We start from the raw sequence: 22,511 nt of genomic DNA on the forward strand, positions 1-22,511 counted from the left end.
CGGCCTCAAGCACCCCCCAGCGGGCCAGTTCCTGCGCCAGCGGGGCGAGATCGGCGCCGCGGATCTCCGGCGGCGTGAAGGGGAGTAGCGCCCCGTGCGTCCCTTCGCTCCAGAGGCGGTAGCTGACGCCGGGGCCGAGGCGCCCGAGGCGCCCGGCGCGCCCGGCGCGCTGTTCGGCGCTGGCACGGGAGATGCGCACCGTCTCAAGGGAGGTCATGCCGCGGGCGGCGTCGAAGCGCGGCCGCCGCTCGAGGCCGGCGTCGATCACCACGGCGACGCCGTCGATGGTCAGGCTGGTCTCGGCGATGTTGGTCGAAAGGACCACCTTACGCCTTTTGCCGGGGAGGATCGCCCGCTCCTGCTCGGCAAAGGGGAGATCGCCGTAGAGGGGGCGCACGTCGACCCCGGAAAGGTCGGCCAGCGCCTCGGCGCAGCGGCGGATCTCGAAGACGCCGGGGAGAAAGACCAGCAGGTCGCCGGTTGTTTCGGTCAGTGCCCGGCGCACCGCCGCCGGGACATAGTCCCCCACCCGCCCCTGCGGTTCCTGCGAAAGGTAGCGCACTTCCACGGGATAGCTGCGCCCTGCGCTGCTGACCAGGGGCGCATAGCCGAGCAGGCGCGCCACCGGGGCGGCATCGAGGGTCGCCGACATCACCAGCAGCTTGAGATCCTCGCGCAGGCCGAGCTGGGCGTCGCGGCAGAGGGCCAGACCGAGGTCGGAGTTGAGGTTACGCTCGTGGAACTCGTCGAAAATCACCAGGCCGACCCCGGAGAGCTCCGGGTCGCTCTGCAGGCGGCGGGTGAGGATCCCCTCGGTGACCACCTCGATGCGGGTGGCGTTGGATATTTTATGCTCGTAGCGGATGGCGTAGCCGACCGTTTGCCCGGCCTCTTCGCCCAGAAGCTGCGCCATGAAGCGGGCGGCGTTGGTCGCCGCCAGCCGGCGCGGCTCAAGCATGACGATCGACTTGCCGGCCAGCCAGGGCTCATCGAGCAGCGCCAGCGGGACGCGGGTGGTCTTGCCGGCCCCCGGCGGCGCATGGAGAACGGCGGCCGGATGAGCGGCAAGGGCCGCACGCAACTCGGGGAGGACGGCGTCGATGGGGAGTTTTTTATCCGAAGGCACTGCCATATACTTTCAAACTTTGCTCTTAGGCTTTCACACTACCGGAAACCAAAGCAGGCGATGCGATGGAGACATCAAGGGGTTTGATTTTTATCGGTTTTCACCCAACAGCCCTCGAACGAAACGTTCTTTTGAAAGAGAGCAGGCATGCCCTCCGGTCACAGATCGCATTACCGGCGCACCCCACGAAGCGATGCCAGGGTTATGTTCACAAAAAGCGATCAGGACACTCAGAGCAGCAAGAGGAATACGCCCCGCGAAGGAGCCAAAGGGGACAGTCACCTGCGGAGCCAGTCCCTCCAAACCGGACTTCTTCAGAGATTGAACTGTCGAAACCGTTCCACCGCCGCCGGAATTTCATCCTCGCGGATATTGCCGAACGCCAGCCGCAGGTAGCCCTCCATGCCGGGGCCGAACACCTCGCCGGGGAGGCAGATCAGGTTGGCACTGTCAGCCAGCTGCCGTGCGACCTGGCGTCCCGTGCGTCCGGCAAACGGATGGCGCACCCAGGCGAAAAAGCCGCCGCTGGCAGCGAGAGTGAAGGGATTACCGGGGCGAATGAACTCGGCCCGGAAGCGGTCGTGGCGACGCTGCATCATGCGCCGGTTGGCGGCAACCCAGTCGTCCAGGTGCTCGGCGCCATAGCGGACCGCCTGCTGGGTGATGCGCGGCTGGCAGACCGCCATGCTGTCCTGGGCCTTGAGGGCGTGGTGGATAAAGCGCTCCGAGGCGACCAGCGCGCCGGCCCGGTAGCCGGTCAGGGCGAAGGTCTTGCCGAAGGAGGCCAGCTGCACCAGGTGGTCGCCCCAGTCCGGGTCGGAAAACAGGGCGTGGGGCGGCGCCTCGATGAAGGCGTTGTAGGTTTCGTCGAGGACCAGGGCGATGCCGCGCTCGCGGGCCAGCTCGAACAGTTGCCGCAAGACCACCGGCGGAGTGACCGCGCCGGTCGGGTTGCTCGGCGTCACCAGCAGGATGGCGCGGGTCTTTTCGGTGATCAGGCCGCGGATGACCTCGACGTCGGGGAGCCCGCCGGAGGCTTCGTCGAAGAGGGCGTAGAGCGAACGCACCCCCATCATGTCGAGCCCCATGGCGTGGTCGAAGTAATAGGGGGTCTGCACCACCACCTCGTCCCCCTCCCGGCAGAGCACGGTCATCGCCAGCCAGAAAGCCTGGCTGGCGCCGATGGTCAGGCACAGCTGGCCGGGGTCCGGAGCGGCCCCGTAGACCCGTAGGTACCAGGCGCAGACCGCCTCGCGGACCTCGGGCAATCCTTCATCGGGGGAATACTTGGAGGTCAGCGGGTCGTCGAGCAGCGGCTTGAGATGAGCGGTCAACTCCGCCGGCGGAGCGTAGTCGGGCACCGCCTGGCAGAGATCGACCAGCGGCTTGTCGAGCGGAAAGCTGCGCCCGGCGAGCCAGCCCTTGACCTCGGAGATCGGCGGGAAATGAACCTTTTCGATGTGCGGCGAGATGGCGAAGCGCATGCGGGGCAGCTCTCCTGGAATAGGCCCTAAGCCTGGCGGATGATTTCGACCAGCAGTTCGCTGACCCGCACCATGTCGTCCACCGTCACCCGCTCCTCGACCGAATGGACCCGGTCCATGCCGGTGCCGAGAATGACCGTCTCGATGCCGTGGCCGTTGAAGATGTTGGCGTCCGAGCCGCCGCCGGCGGCCTCGACGGCGATGGTCCGGCCGAGGGCCGCGCCGGCCTGCCGCACCAGGCGGACAATACCGGCATCTTCGGCGACCTGCATCAGCGGGTAATCGCCGATGACCTCGACCTTGACCGACGCCTGCACGGCCTGCCCGCCGAGGTCGATGGAAGCCTGTTGCGCAGCCTGCTGGAAACAGCCGACCATGTGCTCGGTCTGCCGGGTCAGCTTCTCGACATCGTGGCTGCGCACTTCCCCCTCGACCACCACCCGGTTGGGGACGATGTTGGTCGCCTGCCCGCCGTGGATGGTGCCTAGGTTGGCGGTGGTCTCCTCGTCGATGCGCCCCAGGCGCATGTCGGCAATGGCCCGGCTGGCCACGGCGATGGCTGATATCCCCTGCTCCGGGGCGATGCCGGCATGGGCTTCGCGGCCGAGGATTTCAAAGCGCAGCTTGTTGGCGCAGGGTGCCCTGCGGATGATCCGGTCGACCCCGCTGGTATCGAGGGCCAGGGCGCGCCGGGAACGGACCAGGGAATAATCGAGGAGCTTGGCGCCGACCAGGCCGATCTCTTCGCAGATGGTGACTACCACCTCAAGCGGGCCGTGGGGGATGTTCTGTTCGCGGATGATTTCGAGCGCCTCGATGATCTCGGCGATCCCCGCCTTGTCGTCGGCGCCGAGGATGGTTTCGCCGGCGCTGGTAAAGACGCCGTCTGCCAGCACCGGCACCACCCCGTCGGCCGGCTCCACGGTATCCATGTGCACCGACAGCATGAGCGGCTCGGCTTCCTTGCCCCGGGCCGGAAAGGTAATAATCAGGTTGCCGCTTTCACTGCCGGCCTCCGCCGCGGCGCCATCGATGACGAGAGTGCCGCCGAGTTCACGGAACCTGGCCTGCAGGTAGCGGGAGATTTCCCCCTCGCGACGGGAGGGGCTGGCGATCGCCGCCTGGCGGGAAAATTCTTCACAAAGACGTTCTCTGTTGACCATGTTATCCCCTGTTTAGATACTTGAATCCGCGGCCACTCGAAAAAACCGGGTGGGCGCGAAGGCGGCGTTTGCATTGAAAACACGTTCAGAAAACCGAGATTACCATGCCGACGCCGCCAAGCCAAGCATTCCTCAAGGAGGCTGACGAACGAGGCGGACCAAAGGTAAAAATCGGCGGAACGGAACCAGAAATTGACTTAATTAAGAACTTGCCACCGGTGCTATGGGCCGAAATGGAGCCCACTGGATGGGCCAAGCAGGTGATTTTACAGCCGGCCCATCGGGTGGCCGGGCTCAGCCCTGGATCATACCGGCAGAAAATGTCCCCCTAGACAAAACCACCCGGAGGCTGGTAACATGTGCGGGATTTACCGATGGATTTACTGCCTGCCTGAGGCCGGCATTTTCATAGCAGGAGCACCATGGATTTCGATTTCAATACGCCCAGGATCATGGCCCGGAGCCGCCGCAAGAAGAAACGCACCCCGTTACTGCTGATGCTGCTGGCCCTGGTCGGCACCATCTTTCTGCTGACCAACCGCCAATCCGTGACCCCCACCGAGGCCCGCGTGGCCCCGGTCGAAGCAACGATCCAGGCGGCGCCGCCGATTTCCGAAATCCAGCGCGAGATCCTCGAGGGGGCGATCAGTCCCGGCGACACCATCACCAGCCTGCTCAGCGCCTACTTCTCCCCCCGCGAAATCCATGAACTCGGCCAGCAGAGCCGGGGAGTTTTCCCGCTGTCCAATATCTGTGCCGGGCAGCCGTACAAAATCTGCCTGTCGGACGGATCGTTCGAGCAGTTCGAATACGACATCGACCGCGATGACCAGTTGATCATCCGCCACGGCGAAGAGGGCTTCGATGTCGAACGCATCGCCATCGACTACACCGTCGAAACCGGGCTGATCGAAGGGACGATCACCTCGAGCCTGTTCGAAGCGGTCGCCGATATCGGCGAAAGCGCCGAACTGGCCATGAACCTGGCCGACATCTTCGCTTGGGACATCAACTTCATCCTCGACATCCGTGCCGGCGACTCCTTCAAGGCTTTGGTTGAAAAACGCTTCCGTGAAGGCCAGCCGGCCGGTTACGGGCGGATCCTGGCGGCCGAGTTCACCAACCAGGGGGAAACCTTCCGGGCCTTCCTGTTCAAGGACGGCGACAATCCCGCATCCTACTACGACGCCAACGGCAAGAGCCTGCGCAAGGCCTTCCTTAAGGCGCCACTGGCATTCTCGCGGATCTCCTCCGGGTTTACCATGAAACGGTTTCACCCCATATCCAAAACCTGGAAAGCCCACCCGGCCATCGACTACGCCGCCCCGACCGGCACTCCGATCAAGGCCGTGGGCGATGCCACCATTATCAAGATCGGCTATACCCAGTACAACGGCAATTTCATCAAACTGCGCCATAACAACAGCTACGAAACCCTCTACCTGCACATGAGCCGCTTTGGCAAGGGGATGAAGCAGGGCAAGAAGGTTTCGCAAGGGACGGTCATCGGCTACGTCGGCAGCACCGGACTGGCCACCGGTCCGCATCTGTGCTTCCGCATGTTCCAGAACGGCACACCGGTCAATCCCTATAAAATCAAGGCTCCGGCCGCGACCCCGATTTCCCGCGAACGGATGGCCGAATTCCAGGCGATGTCCGTCCCCCTGCTGAGCCGGCTGCAGGGAAGCGACTCCCAGCAGGCCAAAGCCGAACCGGATGACGGCGGAGTCCGCCCCCAATAGGCGCATCGGCCCCGCCCCTTTTTTCCTCCCGCCGACGGTCGCAAGCCGCCTCGAACGCCGGCCCTGGCGGCCAGTCCGCCCTTGCTTTTATTAATTTTTAATCGTACACTCCGTAAAAGTTTTTCATCCTGTTATTCGGGGGATCCTAAATGGCCATCAGAATTGGCGAACTGCTTGTCAGGGAAAACCTGATTTCCACCATGCAGCTTGAAGAAGGACTGAAGTGCCAGGTCATTTTCGGTGGCCGCCTCGGCACCAACCTGATCGAAATGGGGCTGCTCGAAGAAACCGACATCGCCCGGGTTCTGGGCAAAAAACTGGGGGTTCCCTTTCTCGACCCTCCCGGTCTGCTGATGAATATCCCGTCCGACGTCATTGCCCTCATCCCCCGGGAATACGCGGCTAAATACCAGATTATCCCGCTGCGGCTCGAGGGGCGCCGGCTGTCGCTGGGGATGGTCGATCCTTCCGACCTGAAGATCATCGACGAAATCGCCTTCCGCACCGGCTTTGTCATCCGCCCCGTCGTCATCCCCGAAGTTCGCATCGTTCTCGCCCTTGAAAAATACTACCAGGTCGAACGCAAGCTCCGCTACATCCACGCCACCCAGATCGTCGGAGAAGAGCTTCCTGTCAGCACCCCAGCGGCCGAGCCCAAACCGACCGACGACGCCTGGTACGAAGAGATCGGTGAACTGGTGGCCGATGAAACCGCCGAGCCGGGCAGTGCGCAAAAGCAGGCCGAATTTTTCGAGCAATACACCATCGACGAGGTTTCGCAACAGCTGTCGGAGACCAGTGATCGTGACGACATCGCCGACACCCTGGTCCATTACCTCGGCCAGACCCTTTTCTGCGGAGCCATGTTCCTGATTCGCGGCGATATGGCGATGGGCTGGAAGGCGATACTCCGTCAACAGCCGGTTTCCAGCTTCGACCAGCTGCAGATCCCGCTCGATGAGCCCTCGGTTTTGAAAACCGTAGCGGAAACCCGCAGCTACTACCTCGGGCCGGTTCCCCGTTCGCCCTTCAACTCGATGATGCTTCAGGAGTTCGGCGGCCGCCTGCCGAAAACCATCCTGCTGGTCCCCCTGGTCATGATGGGCCGAACCGTCGGGATCATCTATGCGGATGGCGAAGACCATGCCCTGAACGAATACCTGCCCGAACTGCAGCGGCTTGCGGCCAAGGCGGTCATGGCGTTTGAAGTTCTGATTCTGAAAAACAAGATCCTGCAGACCTGAACGACAGGCCGAACATGCGATCAACCATCCTCCGACTGCTGCTGTTATTGCTATTACTGCCAACGATAACAGTATCATCCGAATTGCAAAGCGTGACGGACCTCGTCGAATTTGACGGCACCGTCGTCTGCCTTCAATTCGAAGGGGGCTTTTACGGCCTGCTCGCTGACGACGGCAGAGAGTACGAACCGATCAACCTCCCCGAACCGATGCGCAGTCACAACCTGCGGGTCAGGGTCAAGGGGCGGCTTCGCACAGAGATGGTCAGCTTCCGAATGTGGGGAGAGATTATCGAAATTATCGACATATCCGCGGCCACCGGCCCTGACCGGCAGAATGCCGTCAACTGACTAACAAGGCACTTGATTAAATGGAAAAAAACGCCCCTACCCAGCAGCCCGGCTCATCCAGCCACATGCGCGTCGTGGAACTTTCCAAACAGGGCCACCGCCTGTTCAAGGAAAAACGTTACCATGAAGCTTGCGCCCAGTTCGAGGAAGCCCGCGAGCTGGAGCCCGGCAACCCCTACATCCTGACCGGCCTCGGCGACACCCTGCGCGTACTGAAAAGCTATCCCAGGGCGGCCAGCTGCTATCAGGATGTCCTGGCTAAAGACCCGGACAACCTCTTTGCCCTGCGCGGCCTCGGTGACACCTACCGCGGCCAGCATCAGCTCGACAAGGCCCTGCCGCTCTGGGAACGCTACATCCAGTTCCGGCCTCGGGACATTTTTGTGCTCACCCGGATTGCCGACGCCCACAAAACCATCGGCAACCATCAGCGGGCCGAGGCCTGCTACCACCAGGCCCTGACCATCAACAAGGACGACCGCTACGCCCTGATGGGACTGGCCGATCTATACCAGAAAACCGGACAGGACGAACAGGCGATCGAGTATTACGAAAAGGTCATGGATAAGGGCCCGCAGATGATCAATATACTGACCATTGTCGGCAATCTCCACTGGCATCGTGGTGATCATGAAAAAGCCCGGGGATATTACGAAAAAGCCCTTAAAATTGAAAGCCACAACTCCTACGCCCTGTACGGCCTCGGCAACTACTACCGCTGGCAGCAGGACTATCCGGCGGCCATCGCCCTGTGGGAACGGATCCTTGAACGCGACCGGGGCACGATCAACATGCTCACCCGCCTGGCGGACGCCTATCGGAGTGTCGGCAACCTGGACGCCGCCGAAGACACCTACCGGAAAAACCTCGAAAACGGCTACGACAAGTTCAGTCTGCTGGGATTGGCCAAACTACACGCGGTGCGCGGCGAAACTGATGCGATGGTGCGCTGCTATCGTGAACTGGTGGTCAGGGAAGAAGAAGACGGCTGGTTTTTCGGCGAGGTCGTCTCCCAGTTGATGGAGCACCAGCGTCCGCAGGATGCGGCCATCCTCTACCAGGCGGCCTGCGAACTGCAGCAGAACAACCAGGATGTCTGCCGTAAGCTGGCCGAGCAGATGGAGAAGTACCAGTTGCCGGGCTGACAGCTCCCCCAACAGCAAAGAGCGCGTATTGAACTACTTGTTCCATCTCTACCTTTGCGATCGTTCGCCGGAAGGATTCCTCGGCAGCCTGATGGGCGATTTCGTTAAAGGGCGCCTGGATGACACCTATCCGGCCGGCATCCGCCAGGGCATCGTCCTGCACCGCCGTATCGACAGCTTCGCCCACAGCAACGCTATCGTCCGCCGCAGCCTGCAGCGCCTGAACCCTGATTACCGGCATTACCGGGGCATTCTGGTCGATGTCTTTTATGATCACTTCCTCGCCAGAAACTGGCCAAGCGACGCCGGCATGCCGCTGGCCAGCTTCGCCCGCAGCGTCTACCTGGCCCTCGAGATCCACCACCGGCTGCTGCCGCCCGGCCTGCAGCGCATTGCCCCGCGCATGATCGCCCACAACTGGCTTGAATCCTACCGCGTCATCGACACGGTCGACACCGTCCTGGGCCACCTTTCGAACCGGCTCTCCCGCCCCAACCCGCTCGCCCGTGGAACCGCGGAACTCCGCCGTCATTATCAGGCGCTGGAGAACGACTTCAGCCAGTTCCTGCCTGAGGCCGTCGCCTGCGCCCGCAGCTTGGGCGCCCCGCCACAGGACGACTGAAGCTGCAACAAAGTAGACGCGGAAATCCTCCAGACAGCCACCGGCACGGCCCCTAAAGGCCCGCTTCGTAAACCTTGGTCAGCCGCTCGAGATGGCGCTTTTCCTCATCAGAAAAAACCTCGAAGACTCGCCGTACTCCGTCATCCTCGGCCTCTCGCCAGAGCACCAGGTAGCGATCGTAGGCATTGAGCTCAAGAGCCATGGCCAGCTCGAGAATCTCAACCATAGGCTTGCTATGGCTCCAGGCGAGGGCCTCACACAGAGACAGCCCCCCTTCCATGACGCTTTCACCCGGCTCCTCGCTGAGAATGCCGGCGGGAAAACCGGAACCGGCCTTGCGACCCGAGACCCCCTCGTATATCGCCATCAAGGTCGCCTGGTGACGCTCTTCATCACCAGCCAACTCCTTCAGCAATGCGGCAGCCGCAGCCAGCTCGCTGCGGCATGACAGTTCGGCATAAAAGCGGCGGGTTCCATCTTCCAGGTACCAGGCCAGGGCCAGGTGCTGCTCCGGATTTGCGGCCGGCGCGAACCAGGCCTTGAGCGCTGCGCCGTCCTTCCCGGCCACCCCGCCGAGCCAGGCCCGGATTCCGCCGTTCATGTTGAAGACCTCACGAAAACCGGCATAAAGCAGCACCGCCGTAGCCGCCCTGCTGCGCACCCCGGAGGCACAGTAAACGATCGTGGTCTTCTGTGGATCGAGCCGGCCCACCTGTTCGCGCAGGCTGGCGAGGGGAACCAGCATCGCCCCGGGCAGGTGCCCCTGCTCATATTCGCCGGGCTGGCGCACGTCAAGCAGCAGATACTCGTCAGGACCGTGCCGCTGCAGGAAACGCCGCACTTCTTCTGCGGAGAGACCGGGCACCGGCCTGAAGTAATCAACAAATCCCATCAGCCTCTGCTTTCCACTGTCGGAAGCACCACCTCGTCCCGTTCCCGCGAAAGCTGGAAACCGGCCATGAAGCGGCGATCGATCCAGTCTTTGAGCAGAAACGGCCAGCGTCCGCCAAAGACCAGCCGGCCACGTTGCAGTATGCCCCGGCCGTTGCCGAGATTGAGAATCAGCAGATACATTTTCTGTGGCACAAAGTGGCGCATGGCCTCTTCCTCGAGGGCGGCCATCAGGTTGTGGTAGAGGATCGGGTTCTGGCGCACGGCAAAAACACCGACCTTGGGCAGCGGCCGGCTCTGCAGGCAGATGCAGTCGCCACCACCGAACAGTTCGGGCGAACTCAGGCTGCGCAGGGTGTCGTCAACCAGCAGTCCGCCATCCGCCCCCACCGCCAGGCCGGATTCGGCGAACATCGCGGACGGCTGGACGCCAACGGCCAGCAAAGCCAGGTCGCAGGGAATTTCGTCGCCGTCGGACAGGAGCACCCGATTCTCCTCGACCGCCTGCGCTTTAACCCCCTCGAGAACCCGGATGCCGCGCTCGGCCAGCGAGGCCAAAGCCAGCAGGCGAACCCGACCCGGAAACCCGCCCAGTAGACGGCTGCCGCCGACCAGGGTCAGCTCCGCACGCCCGCCGGCATCCCTCACCAGCCGCCAGAGGTTGCCGCACAGCTCGATCCCGGCCGGGCCGCCGCCCACCACCACCAGGCGCATACGTCCGGCGGGCAGACCGGCCAGAATCCGTTGGCGGGCTTCCAGCAGACAGCTGATCGGTTTAACGGGAACGGCGCAGGAAGGCTTGCCGGCTCTCAGGCTGTCGGGGACGCTGCTGCCAGTGTTGAAAGACGCGATATCATAGGGGATTGGCTCGCCGGAAGCGAGCAACAGGAGACGGCGGTCGGCATCGATGCCGACCACCCGGTCGCGGATAAAGGCCGCGCCGCGGTCGATAGCCATGCGGGCGACATGAAAGCGCACCTGGTTCGGTGCGTACAAGCCGGAAAGGAGGCCCGGCCCCATCCCTGAATAATAGTGGTATTCGCCCGGGCTGACCAGGGTGATCCGATGCCCCCGGTCGACAAAAACCCGAAGGTTCTTCAGCATCGTCAGGTGGGCATGCCCCCCGCCAACCAGAACCAGATGTTTGCCCATGGCCAAGACCCTCCTCAGCCATCAGGTTAAACGAAAAGCAGACATTGTCAATCAGGTCAGAAGCTTAGCGGAGCCATGGGGGTGCCTCTGAGACGGTGTCAGGAGAAGCCCTTATGGCGTTTTTTACGGGAGAATTTGCCTGAGATCCAGCCGACAAAAAAGACCCCGCCGCCGGCCAAAAACCACTGAATCATCGCCGTGCGCAGCAGGGTGCGGTTCTCACTCCGCAGACCGGTCAGCTCTGCGGTCAACTGGCTGTTTTCAGCAGCCAGCCGGTCCCGCTCATCGCCCAGAGCCACCACGTTTTGCGACTTCCGACTGAGATCGTCGTGTCTGGCCTGCAGCTGCTGCAGCGCCACAGTGGTTTCTTCAAGCTGACTGCTGACCTGCTGCTGCTGTGCGCGGCTTTCGGCAAGCTTCTCGCCGATTTCCGAACGTCCCGAGTCGGCGGCCCCGACCTTCGCCTTGAGCTGGTCGATTTCTTTGCGCAGCGCTGCAATCACCTGGGTCTTCGGCGTTTCATCGGTCAAATACTGTTGCAGCACGTAGCCTTCTTCGCCTGACCTCAGCCGCACCTTGAAATACTCCTTGTCCTCTTCGAGAACCTCGAAAGGGGTACCCGTCTTCAGGGTTTTGATGATCCGGTACTGGTTCCCCTTCCCCTCACGGAAGGTAATGATCAGTTCGTCGGAGACGTACAGGGTTTTGGCCGAAGCCAGACCGGCCTGGACCAGCAGCAACCCCAGCACGGCCTGCAGGAGAAAAACGGTGAGCCGTCTGCGGGAGCCCGCAGAATCAGAGCATTTCATAATCGAACCTGTCATTGATCGTTCCTCGCGGCGTTTGAATTTCGGTCGCCACCTGATAGCGCCCCGGAGCAGTAAAATAGATATCCGCACCATATCTCCCCCTGGCGGGTTGAGCCCGGACCTGCAGCTCAGAACCGCGCGGTCCGCTGATGTGATAGATGACGGATGCCTCGTCGCAGAGACCCTGCCGCGCACCAGAGAGATACAGAACCAGTTCGGTCGGTTGCGCTGGAGAAGACGCCGGTGGCGGCAGCAGGTGATAATCAAGCAGAAGCCCATCCTGCAGCGACACATGGATCGATTCGCCGCGCGGCATCCTGAGTAATTCTAATGAACCATCTTCCTTATACCCTATCTGGCCGGCGTATGCAACCAGAGCCATGGCTGTCCCGCAAACCAGAATAAGCAGGGTACGCACAAACCGCTTGTCCATGAATCACCTCCATTCGCCACGACTTAAAAAAAGAGAGCAAAAAATCTATGGCACCCGTGGATACGCTCATGACCACATCAACCACCTAGAACTACCGCGAGCAAACCTTGGGCCAACCTCACAATGTACGCGAAAACAAGCACCTGACCACTAATAACAGTACTCATGAATAAAAGGCGACATATCCGCCAGAGGACATGTCGCCTTTTTGAGACGCTAACCGGGCCGCTTTACGGCGTCGCCACCGGCCATGACAGTTTTTCTGAACAGACCCCCCGATCTCCCTGCTTCATCAGGGCTTTTGCGCAAACATTAGCCACCGGCGCACTGGACAGAACACCGTCTCCCAAATGCGACATAGCCAGCAGGCTAATCAGCTTTGAACAGGGTCGGAACGATATGGTGGCGCTGCAGCAGCTTGTAAAAATCGGTGCGGTTACGGTCGGCAATCCGGGCGGCCCGGGTGACATTCCCCTTGGTCATCTGCAGCAACCGGACCAGGTAATCCTGTTCGAACTTGCGCCGAGCTTCAGCAAAAGAGAGGATTTTTTCCGGGGTATCGCGGATCGCACTCTGCAGCAGATCGGCAGAGATCACCGGGGTGGTCGACAGGGCAACCGCCTGCTCGATAACATTGATCAACTGACGGATATTGCCGGGCCAGGGGGCGTTCAAGAGCACGTCCATCGCGTCCGGGGAAAAACCGCTGATTTTCTTGCCTGAACGTTCCGCCAATTTCTGGCGGAAGTGGTCGGCCAGAAGCGGCACATCCTCGCGGCGACGGTTCAGATTGGGCACTTCGAGGCAGACGACATTCAACCGGTAGTAGAGATCTTGGCGGAACAGACTGGACGCGATCGCTTCCTCAAGGTCGCGGTGGGTGGCTGAGATGATCCGGACATCGACCGGCACTACCCGGGTCGAGCCGACCGGGCGCACCTGGCGCTCCTGCAGAACGCGCAGCAGCTTGACCTGCAGGGCAAGCGGCATGTCGCCGATTTCATCGAGCAGCAGGGTTCCGCCATGGGCCGACTTGAACAGGCCGGCATAATCCTGCACCGCCCCGGTAAACGAACCCTTGGTGTGGCCGAACAGTTCGGACTCGAGCAGGGCCTCAGGAATCGAACCACAGTTAACCGCGACGAAGGGCCCCGAAGCACGTGGGCTGGCCAGGTGAATGGCCCGCGCCAGAAGCTCTTTGCCGCTGCCACTTTCGCCGAGAATCATGATGCTCGATTCACTCGCCGCCGCCAGCTTCAGGCGACCGAGCAGGTCTTCCATGATCGGGCTGCAGGTGATAATATCCCGGCGCCAGACGGCAACCTCGCCACTGTCGGAAGCCCCGCCGGCGCCGCCGGTAAGACTCAGGGCGTTACGAATTTCCTGCAGAAGATTCCGGCTGTCCACCGGCTTGGTGAGAAAGGTATAGACCCCCCGCCGGGTCGCATCCACGGCTTCGGCGATTGATCCGTGAGCGGTCAGGATGATAACCGGCACCGAAGCGTTCACCTTGCGGATCGATTCAAACAGGGCCAGCCCGTCCATCCCCTCCATGCGCAGGTCGGTGACGACGATATGCGGACGGAGGGTCAGAAACTGAGCCATCGCCTGTTCAGCGCTTTCGGCTTGGGTAACCGCGTAGCCCGCGGCAGTAAGGCGCATGGAAACCAGGCGCAACAGGTCGGTGTCGTCATCCACCAGCAGAATACGATTATGCTTCTTGTTCATTTAGTCTCTCATTTAGCCGCAGGGCGTTTTTTATCTCGTTCGCTCAGTATCTTTTCAATTTCCTTAAGTTCTTGCAGTTGCTGAGCCAACTTCTCAGCCCGTTCATTTTCTTCGCCCAGTCTGCGCTTGAGTTCACGATGGTCTTCGAGCAACAACCGGAGCAGCCGGCCCAGCCCGGGCAGGTGTTCATTTGCAACATCGACCTGCTGACCGTTGCCGTGCAACAACTCAAGAGCATAGTCGCGGTCGGTAAACGTTTGCCCGGGCAGCAGGGTGAGAAGAATCAGGCGCCAGCGCCCTTCTTCATCGGGGGCGCTGGCGTAGCGCTCCTTGACGAAGTTAAATTCCCTGTCGAGTTCAGATTCGGACAACCCCTGGAGGTCGTTAAAATACGCCAGGACATCCTGTTTTTCTGGCAGAACCAGAACCGGCGCCTCGACCGCCGGCGTCCATCTGGGCTCCGGAGCCAGCAGAGGCATCAGCTTGCCGCAGCCGGAGCCGGCTGCAACAGAAATCAGCAGCAGCAATGCGGCAATAATATTTCTCATAGGGTTGTGCTTTCTTCTGTGAATGGCAGTGTCAAGCGGATACGGCATCCCGGAGGGCCCGCATCGACCAGGGTAAGTTCCCCGCCATGGGCCATGGCCATTTCGCGGGCAATGGACAGGCCTAGACCGGTCCCCTTGACATGCCCAGGTGTTGATCGCCGCCCCTGGTAAAAAGGGTGAAATACCTTGTCATGATCTTCGGGCGAAATCCCCGGGCCCGAATCCGCCACCTCAAGAAACCACTGCCTCTGATTCCGCCGGCAGAGAAGGTTAATCCGCCCTCCCGGCGGGGTGAACTTGAAGGCATTGGAGACCAGGTTATCGATGATCGTTCGTAGTCGATTGCGGTCGGCAGTTACTGTCAATGCATCGATATCGAGATCCAGATTCAGCTTTTTTTTCATCACCAGGGTTCTGTGGTCAGCAAGCACATCATCGATCAGCGCGGCCACGGAGATGTCGACGAGGTCAAGTATCGTGCTGGCGCCGGCCTGAAGCTTGCTGAAGCCGAGCAGATTTTCGATCAGCTTCTGCAGGTCACGACTGCTCTTGCAGAGAATTTCCACGATTTCTCTCTGCGGATCGTTGAGTTCGCCCACCACATTGTCGTTCAGCAGTTCGGCCCCCTCGCGAATCGACGCCAGAGGCGTTTTGAGCTCGTGCGAGACCTGGGCAACAAACTTGGCCTTGGACCGTTCGACATCGGCCAACTGATTGCGCATCCAATCGAGCCGCTGGCCAAGAAAGGCCAGATCGTGGGTACCGCTCACGGTAACCTCCGAGGCAAAATCCCCCTCACCGAGCCGGTCGATCGCCGCCACGATCTGTTTGATCGGCCGGGAAATCAACATAGCAAACAGTATGACGAACAAAACCGAACAGGGGATCAGGGCAATGGCCTGCCAGATCAGCGCCTGCTGAGCCTGGACCGTAGATTTCTGCATGCTGTCCACTTCGCGAAAAATCAGTGCGTGCCCGGCGTCGGCCACCTCGTTCGCCAGCTCGTTAAGTTCGCTGAATTGCGACAGCGCCGCCTCGCGAACCGGCGCCTTGCGCGGTTCGTTCTGCAGCACGTAAAATATCTGCGATTCCTGCGACAACAGTCTCTGCAGGCTGTTCAGTAACGGCGGATCAAGGGGCAGCAACAGCAGCCGGCGCAGGGTTTCCTGAATCTCCTCATGCTGGGTTTCTATCTCCTGCTGCAGACGCTCTTCGCCCAGCACCTCGAACTGACGGGCCTTGCGCTCCAAGGCGATCAGATCTTCGACCAGCAACCGGCTCCCCTCGGTGGCCCGCACCGAGCGATAGACAACCTGGGCGCTCTGCCGTGCCAGGGTTCCCATCGACAACCCGGCATTAATCAGCGCCACGACCAGCGGCAGCGAGACGAGAAAAAAGCCGATCAGTACCAGGCTCAAAAACGATTTCGGTCGATAGAAGCGCATCGCAACACCCCGCCGGTCGGGAAGCTCAGTTCGCGGCTGCCGGGAAACGGTCCGTTTCCACACTCTCTGCATTATGCCTTGAGTTTCTTAACCTTGTAAAAACAGCCCATTCCCCAATCAGAAACGGCCCTGCCCATCCATGATTCCAGCTGAAAGTCAGCCGGAAAGCGGCCAGTCGGTCTCGTACCCTTCGGGGTAGAAGGTTTCCCGGGTACGGTTGAAATAACCGTACTGCAACCGCGACACCTCGGCCTTGACCCGATCCATCATGGTCTTCATGCCGAGCCCCTCGTCGGCCACCCCCATGGCATCGAGGTACATCACGGGGTCGATGCTCAGGTTGCGAAGCTGGACCAGGTCGACCCCGGCCGCGTTCACCAGCTGCAACAGCGCCTCGATTTCATCGGCACGGTCGGTCAGGCCGGGGAAAACCAGGTAGTTGAGCATGGTGAACATGCCAGCCTCTTTGGCCCGGCGGATCGACTCCAATACTTCGGCGAAATGATAGCCGCGAGGCCGGTAATAGGCGTTGTAGAACCGCTCCTGAACCGAGTTGAGAGAAACCCGGATCGAGTCGACCCCGGCCTCGGCCAGACGGTCGATGGCCGCGGGGATCGAAGCATTGGAATTGAAGTTGATGGTTCCGCGCGGCGTGGCCCGGCGCATAGCCCGCACCGACTCGCAGATGGTGTCGGCCTGCAGGATCGGGTCCCCCTCGCAGCCCTGGCCGAAGGAGACGATGGCGTTCTCTGCCTCCTGCAGGTGCGGCACCGCCACCTCGCAGAGCTCCTGCACCGTCGGCACGAAGGTCAGTCGCTCCTGGCTCGACGGGCAGCATTCCGGCGCTTCCTGCAGCGAGATGCAGCCAAGGCAGCGGGAATTGCAGGTCGGCGAGGTCGGCAGCGGGGCCTCCCAGCGACGGAAAAAAAGATTTTTCGCGGCAAAGCAATGGTAGTCGACGGCACAGCGCGACAGCTGTTCGATCAGCCGATTGTCCGGGTGGGCCTTGAGCGACGTGCGCACCAGCGGGTCGAGCTGGCGATCATCGTAATGCTCGGGCTGCCACTGGGGGTTACGATCGACCTTGGCCGCCGCCACGTAAAAACGCTCCTCCTCCACGCACCAGCCGACCGCCGTATACGACCAGAGCGGCAGCTGCACCTGCTTGCGCCGGTAATCGGCCGCCGGCAGCAGGGTGCGGGTATAGCCCGGCGTCATGAAGGCGGAAACCGCCTGAATGCGACCGCCCCCCCAGCTGCGCGGCAGGCGGTCGGCCGTCACCAGCCGGCGACTGCTGCGATCGAGCCCCATCGGCGGGGTGTCGGGGATGGTGAACAGTCGACTCCCCTCGGGCAGCGGGATCAACTCGTCTGGCCGGGGTACGCGGGCCGAAAGGGCGTTCATGCCGGCCAACAGCAAATCGGGATGTTCGAACACCTCGCCGGACTCGTCAGCGACGACGGCGAGAATGGTTTTCTTTGATGCCATGCGGGTTCAGGTTCCTTATGTGGACGAATATCTGCAGCGGGGAAAATGACCTTCTGCTTATTTTTTCAGGGGTTGAATCATATCACAAAGCCGGCAAAAGTGAAATCAGCTTCCTCGGAGCCGGCAGATTCCTCTTTTCTTCGCCATCGCCCTCGGTTATCCTTGGCCGCATGCGCACACTTCTGACCACCCTGCATAGCAAATTCATCCATCCCAGCCTCGCCCTGCCCTGCCTGGCCGCATACTGTGGCGCCGAGTGCGGCGACCTGGAGATCCGCGAATTCACCATCCACGAACCGAAAGAGAGCGTTCTCGCCGCCCTCCTGGCCGAGCAACCGGACGTGATCGCCTTCTCGGTCTACCTGTGGAACCGCCGCGAGACGTTGGAACTGGTCGATGCCTTGTCGGTGGCCCGCCCGCAGCTGCGGCTGGTACTCGGCGGCCCCGAAGTCTCTTTCGCCGGCCCGGAGCTGTTCGACCAACACCCCGGCCTCACCGCCCTGGTCCGCGGTGAGGGCGAACTGCCGCTGCGGCAACTGCTGCGCGCCTGGCAGATGAACCTTGCTCCCGGAGACATCCCCCGCCTGCTGCACAGAACCGGCGGCAGCCTGGTCGAAGGCCCCGACGGCCCGCTGCTCGACCCGCTCGACACCCTCCCCTCCCCCTTCGCGCTGGGACTGGTCGACCAGAACCGGGGCTTCGTCTACCTTGAGACCAGCCGCGGCTGCCCGTATTCCTGCGCCTTCTGCATGAGCGCCCTCGACAGCCGGGTGCGCTCCTTCTCGATGGAACGCATCCACAGCGACCTCAGCCTGCTGATGGAGCGCGAGGTGCCGAAAATCAAGCTGGTCGACCGCACCTTCAACTACGACGCGGCGCGCGCCCGGAACATTTTTCAATACATCCTCGAGCACAACCGGCGCAGCCACTTCCACTTTGAAATCGGCGCCCACCTGCTCGACGAGGCGACCCTGCGGCTGCTCGAAACCGTTCCCGAGGGGATGTTCCAATTCGAGATCGGCGTCCAGTCGACCCTGCCGGCCACCCTCGCCGCCATCGGCCGCAAAGCCCCCCTCGACGCCCTGGCCGAAAATGTCCGTCGCCTGCGCCGCAAAGGCAACATCCACCTGCACCTCGACCTGATCACCGGGCTGCCCGGCGAAGGCTATGCCGACGTTCTCGCCTCCATCGACCGGGTCGCCACCCTGGCTCCCCACCACCTGCAGATTGAGCCGGTCAAACTCCTCCCCGGCGCACCGCTGCGCCGGCAGGCCGCCGAGCGCGGCATCCGCTTCGACCCCAACCCGCCCTACACCGTGCTGGCCACTCCCGACCTGAGCTTTGACCAACTCGAGCAGCTGCGCGGCATCAGCCGGCTCTGCGACCTGATCTGTAACAGCGGCCGTTTCAGCGGCTTTCTCGGGGGGCTCACTGACCGCTGCGGCAACCTCTCAGCCGGGCTTGAGAAAATTGAAGCCTTCTGGCGGCAGGCGCAACTCTTTCGCAACCCACTGTCACAGCGCGGCGTCTTTGAACACATTGCCGATTTCGTACAAAAAGAATTTACCGGGGAGCCGCGGGACGAACTTCGAGACCTTCTGGCACGGGATTTCGCCCACAGCGAGCGGGTAGTGCCGGGCAGCGCCCCCGTTTTTTTCGACACCGACCTCAGCAACCAAGAGCAGGCCCGCATCCGGCAACTCGCGCGCGAAGAACAGGACGCCATCAAAGGTCAGGGCATCAAGCTGCAGCACTTCGCCGCCGCCTTCCGTTACCTCCCTGGCAGCACCGAACGCAGCGTGCGAATCTTTCTCTACCTCACCGAAACCGGCAAAGGGATGCAGGTCAAGGAACTCCCCCTCCCGGCCGACAAATCACTCTCCCCGCCGCTCGGCTGAAATCAGCAACAACTAGGGCCCCGCGGGAGATCGCCGGGGCTACCTGAAAGCTCGCCTCGGCAAAGACACTACCTACGTGTAAGACTCTGCACACTCGTGAAATTCGGCCGCTGTCTCCTTGTCGCTTCAGAACCAGATCGTGCCGGCAATCTCGAAGGTGGTGCCAACCTTGCTTTTCCCCCGACCGGTGATGACGGTCACAAGAGCACTCCCTGCGGTTCCCGAATTCGGCGCAGCGACGTAACCGCCGAAACCTTTGCCACTGAAAGTGGTCACCCCATCATTGCAAACCACCGAATCGATCGACACCGACGAAGCAAAACCACACAAGGGTCTACCATCGGAATTCGCAGAGGACGAACCCTTTCCCCGTCTCCTCTTTCCCCGAAATGCAGGCCAAATCCACCCAAATTGACAAACAACAATTTGCCCATATAGTGGAGATCATCGGCCTAAAATTTATCCATCCAATCACAACCCGGAGCCTCTGGGTGTTCTTGCCCTGTGTGTCGTTGCGGTTATTGGAGGCGGCAAACACTATCCACAACATGGCTTAAAACAAAAGGAGAGTCTCATGCGACAACCCAAGAGGAATGTCCCGGAATTATTGGCAATCATCATCCTGTTCATTGGCTTACTGCCCCCTGTTGCAGCCAGCGCCGCGACGAATGACAACTTCGACAATGCATTTATCATATCAAGCTTACCCTTCAGCGATTCTGTCGACAACAGTGCTGCCACGATTGAAGTTGATGAGCCACAATCCTGTTACTGGTCGCCACACACCGTATGGTATTCCTACACGCCAACGACCGACGGCGTGGTAAGGGCCGACATGAGCGGAAGCAGCATCGATGACACCAACCTCAGTGTCTATCTGCGCACCGCCCCCGGGTTGAGCGGCCTCTCCTTCATAACCTGCGCAAGCTATACAAATAGCGCTGCGACCTTTGCCGTTCAGGCGGGAATGACCTACTACCTGCAGGTTGAGAGCTTATCCAATGTCGGCAACCTTAACCTGAACTTGCAGATCGTCCCACCGCCAGCCAACGATGATTTCTCGAATGCGGCTCCAATCGCCGCCCTGCCATTCCAGGCGACTGTTGATACCTCCGGCGCCACCCTGCAGGACGGCGAACCGTCGCCACCCTGCGCGGGAGGCATGCTGAGGGAAACCATCTGGTATGCCTTCACTGCGGCAATGGATGGTCCCGTTTCGATCAGTATCTCTGCTCCGTTTCAACCGCTGATCGCTGTCTATGCCGGGAGTTCCCTGACAGAGCTAACCGAGCTCGGCTGCCAGACCAGTTGGGGGCAACTCACCTTTCAGGCCAATGCGGGGGTCGTCTACTATCTCCAGCTTGGCAGCATGTACGGCCCCGGGGGACATATGGAAGTTGTCATGGATGTTACGCCGGCTCCCGTGGCCAACTTCTTTTTTTACCCATCGGATCCGTCAGTTTATGATGCCATCCAATTCTACGACAACTCCTATGATCCAGGACAAATTGGCTTTCACCCGGCAGCGTGGGACTTTGGTGATGGTACAATGGCTTCGGATTGCTGCCCCGTCCACCAATATCTTACCGATAATGACTATACGGTTAACCTTACCGCTACGACACTTGATGGGCGAACCGCTTCAGCCTCCCAGGTTGTTCAAGTTCGATCCCATGATGTTGCAATCATCAAATTCACAGCACCTCAGGCCGCCCGCGCCGGTCAGACTCGGCAGTTAAACGTAGCGATAAACAGCAGGCGGTACCCCGATACGGTCCAGGTCCAGCTCCTCAAAAGTGTACCGGGCGGTTTCGAAACGGTTGGCATGCTGACACAGTACGTGCTGGTGCGTTCAGGTAATCGGACCACCAATTTCAATTTCAGCTATACCTTCACACCGACCGATGCCGCGACAGGCAAGGTCACGTTCAAAGCTGTCGCCTTGATTGCAGGCAATCGCGATGTACTGCCGGCCGACAACGAGGCGATCGCTTTTCCCACTAAGGTCGCACCATAACTACAATCACTTTCTCAACATCATGGTTTTCGATCGAGTAGCTGAGGGAGGTTGCCCTCCCTCGGCTCTCACACCACCGGGCATACGGTTCACGTACCACGGCGGGTCCTCAGGTTGTTATTAATCGAGAACTCAGCAAGTTATCGAGCAGGCTGAACAATCCGAGATTGTCGAAATACCTTTTGCGAAAAGCGTCGTTCATGTGGGATGCCCCACTGTTCCACCATGCACCCCTGCCATTGAAAGCACTGGCCCTGGCCCGCCCTTCCTCCATCCCCCGTTTTCGCAGCTGCTTGTACCGTGTCCGGCCCCGTTTCCACTGGCGCCATAAGATACATCGCAATCTTCTGCGCAGCCACCCGTCCAGATCCTCCGCATAACCCTTCGTCTCGGCCAGCCTGAAATAGTTCAGCCAACCTCGAAGTACCGGGTTCAGGTCTTCTCGCGTGAATCGGCCAAGGTTTCTGCCGCGTCCCCGCCGGAAAAGGTCCTTGTCAAGATCATCCAAAAGGATGTTGGACAGCAGCGGCGAGAGCGGGCCGCCCTGAGGGGTGCCTTTGGTTGTCAGCTCGATTCTGTCCCCGCATTGCACGCCGGCCTTCAGAAACGCGTTGAGCAGGCGCTTCAGCCGCTTGCCCTTGATCTTTCGACCGAGGCGCGGCATCAGGATGTCATGATCCACCTCGTCAAAGAACTGCTTCAGATCCATATCCACCACCCAGCGTTTGCCCGCGTCCTGGTGTTCGCGGGCCGCAAGGACAGCGCCATGGGCGTATTCTCGCGGATACCGTCCGCTACCTTCGGCCCCGGCGCAGTCGTAACTGCTTTCTGTCGTATATCCGGTTCGCACGGTGAGAGATTCCTTCCTCAACTCAAGGTTCGGCCCTTCGTCCGTGATCGACGCGGACTACTATGGCCTCGGCTGACTTCTCATGCCGCTTCCCGCCGCCTCTCAGCGACGGTAGCTCGAGGCACGGCATGATACCTCCCCGGGTAATGCGCACCTGCCTTCACGCTTATACCTGCCGCATATACGACCCTGCCTTCCGTGCAGGTATGGGACTTTGGAGATATTTGCCTCCTCATCCGACACGGCCGCCTCATATGCGATTCCTGTCCGTCAGGTCAGCGCTTTGCCTTCGGCTTCCTCCCCACGACACCTCGCGGTGACGCAGTTGCAGTTCGGCTAGGACTTCCCCCTGCCGGGTGTCTAAGGGACTTTCACC

20 protein-coding genes are annotated in these 22,511 nt (G+C 61.0%); 7 read left to right on the forward strand and 13 right to left on the reverse strand.

Going from position 1 to position 22,511, the window contains the following annotated elements; translation table 11 throughout:
* The 3 genes from ABYV89_RS03860 to ABYV89_RS03870 form a co-directional block, all read right to left on the reverse strand.
* On the reverse strand, nucleotides 1-1,132 hold a 1,132-nt coding region (locus ABYV89_RS03860; protein WP_432821612.1), incomplete at its 3' end, for a helicase-related protein.
* 308 nt (nucleotides 1,133-1,440) lie between these two features.
* Nucleotides 1,441-2,610 carry an aminotransferase gene (locus tag ABYV89_RS03865; RefSeq protein ID WP_432821613.1) on the reverse strand — a complete coding sequence of 390 codons (1,170 nt, stop codon included), beginning with the start codon at nucleotides 2,608-2,610 and terminating at the stop codon, nucleotides 1,441-1,443.
* 26 nt (nucleotides 2,611-2,636) lie between these two features.
* On the reverse strand, nucleotides 2,637-3,773 hold the full coding sequence (locus ABYV89_RS03870) for a M20/M25/M40 family metallo-hydrolase (protein WP_432821614.1): 1,137 nt from the start codon (nucleotides 3,771-3,773) through the stop codon (nucleotides 2,637-2,639).
* 422 nt (nucleotides 3,774-4,195) lie between these two features.
* Here ABYV89_RS03870 and ABYV89_RS03875 point away from each other — a divergent pair, with 422 nt between their 5' ends.
* The 5 genes from ABYV89_RS03875 (at nucleotide 4,196) to ABYV89_RS03895 (ending at nucleotide 8,876) form a co-directional block, all read left to right on the forward strand.
* Entirely contained in the window at nucleotides 4,196-5,515 is a 1,320-nt protein-coding gene (locus tag ABYV89_RS03875; RefSeq protein WP_432821615.1) for a peptidoglycan DD-metalloendopeptidase family protein, read from the forward strand.
* A 149-nt stretch (nucleotides 5,516-5,664) separates the two neighbouring features.
* Nucleotides 5,665-6,759 carry a hypothetical protein gene (locus tag ABYV89_RS03880; RefSeq protein WP_432821616.1) on the forward strand — a complete coding sequence of 365 codons (1,095 nt, stop codon included), beginning with the start codon at nucleotides 5,665-5,667 and terminating at the stop codon, nucleotides 6,757-6,759.
* Between the two features lie 92 nt (nucleotides 6,760-6,851).
* Nucleotides 6,852-7,109 (forward strand): hypothetical protein, encoded by a 258-nt coding sequence (locus ABYV89_RS03885; protein ID WP_432821617.1) that lies wholly within the window; start codon nucleotides 6,852-6,854, stop codon nucleotides 7,107-7,109.
* 20 nt (nucleotides 7,110-7,129) lie between these two features.
* Nucleotides 7,130-8,254, forward strand: a complete 1,125-nt coding sequence (locus ABYV89_RS03890; protein ID WP_432821618.1) for a tetratricopeptide repeat protein — start codon at nucleotides 7,130-7,132, stop codon at nucleotides 8,252-8,254.
* 28 nt (nucleotides 8,255-8,282) lie between these two features.
* Complete coding sequence (locus ABYV89_RS03895) at nucleotides 8,283-8,876, forward strand: ACP phosphodiesterase (RefSeq protein ID WP_432821619.1); 594 nt, start codon at nucleotides 8,283-8,285, stop codon at nucleotides 8,874-8,876.
* Between the two features lie 52 nt (nucleotides 8,877-8,928).
* On the opposite strand, the gene ABYV89_RS03900 is transcribed toward ABYV89_RS03895, so the two are convergent.
* From ABYV89_RS03900 to ABYV89_RS03935, 8 genes are all read right to left on the reverse strand, one after another.
* Nucleotides 8,929-9,768, reverse strand: a complete 840-nt coding sequence (locus ABYV89_RS03900) for a rhodanese-like domain-containing protein (protein WP_432821620.1) — start codon at nucleotides 9,766-9,768, stop codon at nucleotides 8,929-8,931.
* Nucleotides 9,768-10,919: an NAD(P)/FAD-dependent oxidoreductase gene (locus ABYV89_RS03905; RefSeq protein ID WP_432821621.1), complete on the reverse strand. Its 1,152-nt coding sequence runs from the start codon at nucleotides 10,917-10,919 to the stop codon at nucleotides 9,768-9,770. Before ABYV89_RS03905 ends, ABYV89_RS03900 begins: the two co-directional genes overlap by 1 nt.
* A 98-nt stretch (nucleotides 10,920-11,017) precedes the next feature.
* A complete protein-coding gene (locus ABYV89_RS03910; RefSeq protein ID WP_432821622.1) occupies nucleotides 11,018-11,743 on the reverse strand; it encodes a TIGR04211 family SH3 domain-containing protein in 726 nt (241 codons plus the stop codon).
* Entirely contained in the window at nucleotides 11,715-12,161 is a 447-nt protein-coding gene (locus ABYV89_RS03915; protein WP_432821623.1) for a hypothetical protein, read from the reverse strand. The genes ABYV89_RS03910 and ABYV89_RS03915 overlap by 29 nt, the downstream gene beginning before the upstream one ends.
* Nucleotides 12,162-12,530: 369 nt before the next feature.
* Nucleotides 12,531-13,889 carry a sigma 54-interacting transcriptional regulator gene (locus ABYV89_RS03920; protein ID WP_432821624.1) on the reverse strand — a complete coding sequence of 453 codons (1,359 nt, stop codon included), beginning with the start codon at nucleotides 13,887-13,889 and terminating at the stop codon, nucleotides 12,531-12,533.
* Between the two features lie 8 nt (nucleotides 13,890-13,897).
* Entirely contained in the window at nucleotides 13,898-14,437 is a 540-nt protein-coding gene (locus tag ABYV89_RS03925; protein ID WP_432821625.1) for a hypothetical protein, read from the reverse strand.
* On the reverse strand, nucleotides 14,434-15,882 hold the full coding sequence (locus ABYV89_RS03930) for an ATP-binding protein (RefSeq protein ID WP_432821626.1): 1,449 nt from the start codon (nucleotides 15,880-15,882) through the stop codon (nucleotides 14,434-14,436). Before ABYV89_RS03930 ends, ABYV89_RS03925 begins: the two co-directional genes overlap by 4 nt.
* Nucleotides 15,883-16,038: 156 nt before the next feature.
* The gene (locus ABYV89_RS03935) at nucleotides 16,039-17,370 is read right to left on the reverse strand and encodes a radical SAM protein (RefSeq protein ID WP_432821627.1); all 1,332 of its coding nucleotides are present in this window, start codon (nucleotides 17,368-17,370) and stop codon (nucleotides 16,039-16,041) included.
* 170 nt (nucleotides 17,371-17,540) lie between these two features.
* Here ABYV89_RS03935 and ABYV89_RS03940 point away from each other — a divergent pair, with 170 nt between their 5' ends.
* The gene (locus ABYV89_RS03940) at nucleotides 17,541-19,268 is read left to right on the forward strand and encodes a DUF4080 domain-containing protein (RefSeq protein ID WP_432821628.1); all 1,728 of its coding nucleotides are present in this window, start codon (nucleotides 17,541-17,543) and stop codon (nucleotides 19,266-19,268) included.
* 126 nt (nucleotides 19,269-19,394) lie between these two features.
* Here the strand turns inward: ABYV89_RS03940 and ABYV89_RS03945 are convergent, their stop codons facing one another.
* Nucleotides 19,395-19,544 (reverse strand): hypothetical protein, encoded by a 150-nt coding sequence (locus ABYV89_RS03945; protein WP_432821629.1) that lies wholly within the window; start codon nucleotides 19,542-19,544, stop codon nucleotides 19,395-19,397.
* A 298-nt stretch (nucleotides 19,545-19,842) separates the two neighbouring features.
* On the opposite strand from ABYV89_RS03945, the gene ABYV89_RS03950 reads away from it, so the two are divergent.
* Nucleotides 19,843-21,285 (forward strand): PKD domain-containing protein, encoded by a 1,443-nt coding sequence (locus ABYV89_RS03950; RefSeq protein ID WP_432821630.1) that lies wholly within the window; start codon nucleotides 19,843-19,845, stop codon nucleotides 21,283-21,285.
* A 109-nt stretch (nucleotides 21,286-21,394) separates the two neighbouring features.
* Here the strand turns inward: ABYV89_RS03950 and ABYV89_RS03955 are convergent, their stop codons facing one another.
* Nucleotides 21,395-22,135, reverse strand: coding sequence for a group II intron maturase-specific domain-containing protein (locus ABYV89_RS03955; RefSeq protein ID WP_432821631.1), 741 nt, complete (start codon nucleotides 22,133-22,135; stop codon nucleotides 21,395-21,397).
* Nucleotides 22,136-22,511: the final 376 nt, after the last annotated feature.

Source organism: Trichloromonas sp. (assembly GCF_041583255.1).
GTDB lineage: Bacteria > Desulfobacterota > Desulfuromonadia > Desulfuromonadales > Trichloromonadaceae > Trichloromonas.

Bases quoted from the DNA above. Each gene is read 5' to 3' on its own strand.
- ABYV89_RS03865 (WP_432821613.1), bottom strand. From the start codon at position 2,610: ATGCGCTTCGCCATCTCGCCGCACATCGAAAAGGTTCATTTCCCGCCG.
- ABYV89_RS03870 (WP_432821614.1), bottom strand. From the start codon at position 3,773: ATGGTCAACAGAGAACGTCTTTGTGAAGAATTTTCCCGCCAGGCGGCG.
- ABYV89_RS03875 (WP_432821615.1), top strand. From the start codon at position 4,196: ATGGATTTCGATTTCAATACGCCCAGGATCATGGCCCGGAGCCGCCGC.
- ABYV89_RS03880 (WP_432821616.1), top strand. From the start codon at position 5,665: ATGGCCATCAGAATTGGCGAACTGCTTGTCAGGGAAAACCTGATTTCC.
- ABYV89_RS03890 (WP_432821618.1), top strand. From the start codon at position 7,130: ATGGAAAAAAACGCCCCTACCCAGCAGCCCGGCTCATCCAGCCACATG.
- ABYV89_RS03900 (WP_432821620.1), bottom strand. From the start codon at position 9,768: ATGGGATTTGTTGATTACTTCAGGCCGGTGCCCGGTCTCTCCGCAGAA.
- ABYV89_RS03905 (WP_432821621.1), bottom strand. From the start codon at position 10,919: ATGGGCAAACATCTGGTTCTGGTTGGCGGGGGGCATGCCCACCTGACG.
- ABYV89_RS03910 (WP_432821622.1), bottom strand. From the start codon at position 11,743: ATGACAGGTTCGATTATGAAATGCTCTGATTCTGCGGGCTCCCGCAGA.
- ABYV89_RS03915 (WP_432821623.1), bottom strand. From the start codon at position 12,161: ATGGACAAGCGGTTTGTGCGTACCCTGCTTATTCTGGTTTGCGGGACA.
- ABYV89_RS03920 (WP_432821624.1), bottom strand. From the start codon at position 13,889: ATGAACAAGAAGCATAATCGTATTCTGCTGGTGGATGACGACACCGAC.
- ABYV89_RS03925 (WP_432821625.1), bottom strand. From the start codon at position 14,437: ATGAGAAATATTATTGCCGCATTGCTGCTGCTGATTTCTGTTGCAGCC.
- ABYV89_RS03930 (WP_432821626.1), bottom strand. From the start codon at position 15,882: ATGCGCTTCTATCGACCGAAATCGTTTTTGAGCCTGGTACTGATCGGC.
- ABYV89_RS03935 (WP_432821627.1), bottom strand. From the start codon at position 17,370: ATGGCATCAAAGAAAACCATTCTCGCCGTCGTCGCTGACGAGTCCGGC.
- ABYV89_RS03940 (WP_432821628.1), top strand. From the start codon at position 17,541: ATGCGCACACTTCTGACCACCCTGCATAGCAAATTCATCCATCCCAGC.
- ABYV89_RS03950 (WP_432821630.1), top strand. From the start codon at position 19,843: ATGCGACAACCCAAGAGGAATGTCCCGGAATTATTGGCAATCATCATC.